Raw genomic sequence first — 4,442 nt, forward strand, 5'->3', positions numbered from 1 at the left:
CAACAGCGCCCCCGCCAGGGCCGCCGCCGCCCAGGTCCAGGTCCCCAGGCCCAGGGGTTCCCCGGCGGCGATGCGGTTGGGGCGTAGCTCCAGCCAGGGCAGCAGCAGGCTGAGCAGCAGCAGCGCGGCCCCCAGCCGGATCAGGCCCGCGGCCCCGCCGGGAGAGCGGGCGGCCGGGGTCACCTCAGCAGCTTCCGGCTCTTGAGGTAGCTCTCGGCCACGTCACGGGCGCTGCGGCCCTCGACCGCGATGCGGCCATTGAGAATCTGCAGGGTCTTGCCGTCCAGGGTGGCAAAGACGCGGCCCAGCAGCCCCTCGATCCTGGGATTGGCCTTGAGGGTCGCCGTGCGGATAATGGGCGCGGGCTGGTAGACGGGCTGCGCTCCCCTGGGGTCTTTCAGGACGACCAGTCCCAGGGCGCCCAGCGTGCCGTCGGTGCCGTAGGCCATCGCCGCGTTCACCCCGTTGGTGCCCCGCGCGGCGGCCGACTGGGTCTGCACCGGGGTCGCCCCGGCGAGGACCAGCTTCTGGTTCGCCTTCAGCTTGAAGCCGTAGGCCCGCTCGAAGGCGGGCATGGTGTCGGGACGGTTGAAGAACTCCGGCGACCCGGCCACCTTGAGGGTGCCGCCACGCTTCAGGTAGGCGGCGAGGTCCGCCAGGGTGGAGAGCTTGTGCTGCCGGGCCAGGGTCTGCGGCACCGCGAGCGCCCAGGTGTTGTTGGCGTTGGCGGGCCTCAGCCAGGTGATGCCGTTGGCCGCGTCCAGCCGCCTCGCCTGGGCGTAGATCTGCGCGGCGTTCTTGCTCACGGCCGGGCTGATCTTGGCCGCCGGAAAGAGGTAGACGGCGTTGCCGGTGTACTCGGGGTAGATGTCGATCTCCCCGGCCAGGATGGCCTTGCGGTTGACGCTGGTGTCGCCCAGCGTGGTCCGGTCCACGACCTCCAGCCCGGCGTTTTGCAGGGTCAGCAGGATCATCTGCCCCAGCAGTTGCGCTTCCGGGTCGAGCTTGGAGCCCACCACGATGGGTCTGGCGAGGGCGCTTCCGAGCAGCGAGAGGCTGAGCAGGGCCATGAGCTTGGGCATGTTGGGCATGGGAGAACTCCTGGGGAGGGGAATGCGGGGAAAGAGGCGTGCAGACAGGCCACCGCCCACCATACCGGCCCGCCCCGCCCCGGACTGCGACGGGGCGGACAGGTCGGGGGGCGGACAGGTCGGGGGGCGGACAGGTCGGGGGGCGGACAGGTCGGGGGGCGGACAGGTCGGGGGGCAGGGTCAGGGCCGCAGCCGCTGCGCGACCGCCGCGTCCCGGTAGAAGCGCTCGATTCCCTGGGCGATGGCCTGGGCAAAGCGCTCGCGGCCCGATTCGCTCATCAGCAGCCGCAGGTTGCCCTTGTCGGTCAGGAAGGCGGTCTCGACCAGCACGCTGAGCTGGGTGGTGGGCCGCGCCAGGGCGAGGTTCTGGTAGTGCACGCCGTCGTTGCCGACCTCGGGCAGCGTCCCCACCAGGCTGGTCTGGATGGCGTCGGCGAGGGCGCGGGCCTGGGGCTGGTAGTAGTACACGCCGCTGCCGCGCCGGGTGCGGGGGTCCACGCCGTCGGGAATGGCGTTGGCGTGGATGGAGACCAGCAGGTCGGCGTTCTTCTCCTCGGCCAGCAGGGGCCGGTTGTAGATGGGCACGGTCACGTCCGCCTCGCGGGTCAGGACGACGACAGCGCCCCTCTGGCGCAACAGCTCGGCCACCCGCAGCGAGAGCGGGAGCATCAGGTTCTTTTCCGGCACCCGCAGCGGCCCGGCCCCGCCGAACTCGTCGCCGCCGTGCCCGGGGTCGATGACGATCACACGGCCGGTCAGGGGCGCCCCGGCATTCAGCCTCGGCGCGTTGCGGACGCGCAGCACCAGGGTCGTGCCCTCGTAGGTCACGTCGTAGCCCCAGGGGGCGCCCTTCAGGTCCACCCGCACGCGGGCCACGCCGTCCGCCTCGTGGGTCCAGCGCACGTCGCGCACGGTGCCGTTGGGCAGGTCCGAGAGGATGTAATCCACGTCGGAGACCGTGTGAAAGAGCCGCAGGTCCAGGCTGGACGCGCCCGGCCCCACCCCCTGCTCCACCGTGAAGGGAACACGCGTGGGGAGGTTGAGGCGCACCTCGCTGTGGGTGTCCCCGGCCTTCACGTCGATGCGGGTAAAGACCGCGCGGGGCAGCGGCGTGCCCCCCGGGCGCAGGGTGAGGGTGCTCTTGGGCGCGTTGAGGGTCAGGGTGCCCGACGCCTGCACGACGTAGGTGGCAGCGTCCTCGCCCACCACGACCGCGAGCGCCCCGGGCCGGGGATAGACCACGTAGTTGCGGCCCACGCCGTTGCGCCACACGAAGGTGCCTGCCTGAAGGCCGCGCCCCGGAATGGTCGCCGTGACCTCGGCCACGCGCGGCCCGGTGCCCGTCACGCTGAGCTTGCCCGCGCTGCTGGCGGTCGCCGCGCTGCCGTCGGTGGCGGTCAGGGTGACCTGCACGGGTGCGGCGGCGAGGCGCTCGGGCAGCAGGAAGGTGCCCGCGTAGCGGCCCGGCGCCGTCTCGGTCATGGCGAAGGGGCCGAGGTCTCCCACCCGGAAGGTGGCCGTGCCGCCCGCCGTGCCGGTGAAGCTGACCGGGACCGCCCGTCCCTCCAGCGTCGTCGGCTGCAGGTAGGCCACCCGGTCGGCCCCGGGGGTCACGCTGGCGGCCACGATCTGCGCCGCACCGGTCAGGACCTGCGGCAGGGCGCTCGTCACCCGCAGTTCCTGGCGGGCCACCTGCCCCCCCTGCGCGGATTCCAGCACCAGCACGTTCTCGCCGGGCTTCAGCGGCACCCACTCGATAAAGAGGCCGTCGGTGCCCACGTCCACCGCCTGCCCGTTGAGCGTCAGGGTCGCGCCGGGCTTGACGCTGCCCTCCAGCAGCACGTTGGCGTGGGAGACGGTGTGGCCGCTGGGCGGGTACGCCACGAAGATGGGCGCGTCGCTGATGGGCGGCAGCAGGGTCGCGGCACTCGCGGGCGTGGGCGGCGCGGTGGGCGCAGTCTGGGCCAGGGCGGCTCCGGTGAGCAGCAGGGCGGCGGTGAGCAGGAGTCGGCGCATCGGGGAAACCTCCGGGGAAAGGGGAAAGGGGAAAGGGGACGGGAGACAGGACTGAGGGTAGGCCCGCACCTGTGATGGGGCGGGGCGCCGAGGTTTAGCGGGTGCGGGTCACCTTGCTCAGCAGCGGCGGCGAGTCGGGGTCGAGGCCCCGGTGCCCGGCGAGGGCGGCGGCGAAGAGGTAGGAAGCCAGGGCGCTCGCCACCGGGTCGGTCAGGGGGTGCCCGGTGGGCGGCGTGGTCAGGGCCCCCCCCGCCGCCGGGCCGAGGGTCCGCAGGTCCGCCCCGGCAGCGACGAGGTCGGCGTAGGCGCGGGCGGTCGCCTCCCCCGCCGCGTCGGCCGACGTGNACCGGGTCGGTCAGGGGGTGCCCGGTGGGCGGCGTGGTCAGGGCCCCCCCCGCCGCCGGGCCGAGGGTCCGCAGGTCCGCCCCGGCAGCGACGAGGTCGGCGTAGGCGCGGGCGGTCGCCTCCCCCGCCGCGTCGGCCGACGTGAAACCCAGCAGGGGCACCCCCTCGGCGAGCAGGCGCCGGGGGCCGTGGCTGAACTCGGCCGCCGAGGATGCCTCGGCGTGGAGGCCGCAGGTCTCCTTGAGCTTGAGGGCGGCCTCCTGCGCCACCCCGGAGTGCAGCCCCCGCGCCAGGACGATCAGCCGCTCGGCGAACCGGTAGCGCTCGGCCAGGTCGCGGGCCTGGGCCTCCAGCGACAGGGTGCGTTCCAGGGCGTCCGGCAACCCCGCCAGGGCACGGGCCAGCCCCGCGTCCCCGGCGAGGTCCGCCACCACCGGCAGCAGGGCAGTCAGGCTGGCCAGGAAACTCTTGGTGGCGGCGACCGCCCGCTCCTCGCCGCAGCGCAGGGGCAGCACGACCTCGGCGGCGCGGGCCAGATCGCTCTCCTCCACGTTCACCAGGGCGACCGTGAGGGCACCGCCCCGGCGGGCCATCTCCACCGTCTCCACCACGTCGGGGCTCGCGCCCGACTGCGAGACCGCGACCAGCAGGGCGCCGCGCAGCCTCAGGCGGACGCCGTAGAGGGTATGCACGCTGGGGCCGAGGCTGGCGACCGGCAGGGAAAGCTGCGTTTCCAGCGCGTATTTCAGCACCGTGCAGGCATGGTCGCTGCTGCCCCGCGCCACGGTGACGGCGTAGGGCGGGCGGCGCTCCCGCAGCCGGGCGCCCAGGGCACGGGTGAGCTCCCGGTTGTCGAGGAGCTGGCGGCGAATCACCGCCGGGGCCTCGCGGGTTTCGCGCACCATCAAGGGGTCCTGGGTCATGGGCGGGCCTCCAGTGCCCGGCGGGCGGCGGCCTCCGCGTGGTCGCGCCACGCCACCTCCAGGCCGG

2 protein-coding genes and 2 pseudogenes are annotated in these 4,442 nt (G+C 73.9%); all 4 read right to left on the reverse strand.

What is annotated here, in order from left to right; all coding sequences use genetic code 11:
- Positions 1-183, reverse strand: a pseudogene (locus QOL99_RS15310) (ABC transporter permease); the annotation flags it as partial.
- Positions 180-1,082, reverse strand: coding sequence for an ABC transporter substrate-binding protein (locus tag QOL99_RS15315; protein WP_285525097.1), 903 nt, complete (start codon positions 1,080-1,082; stop codon positions 180-182). The pseudogene QOL99_RS15310 and the gene QOL99_RS15315, both read right to left, overlap by 4 nt.
- A 189-nt stretch (positions 1,083-1,271) precedes the next feature.
- A complete protein-coding gene (locus tag QOL99_RS15320) occupies positions 1,272-3,107 on the reverse strand; it encodes an N-acetylmuramoyl-L-alanine amidase (protein ID WP_285525095.1) in 1,836 nt (611 codons plus the stop codon).
- A gap of 94 nt (positions 3,108-3,201) precedes the next feature.
- A pseudogene (locus tag QOL99_RS15330) lies at positions 3,202-4,375 on the reverse strand (SIS domain-containing protein).
- Positions 4,376-4,442 lie beyond the last annotated feature (67 nt).

Origin of the sequence: Deinococcus rhizophilus, from assembly GCF_030271215.1 — a bacterium.
In the GTDB taxonomy this organism is placed as follows: domain Bacteria; phylum Deinococcota; class Deinococci; order Deinococcales; family Deinococcaceae; genus Deinococcus; species Deinococcus rhizophilus.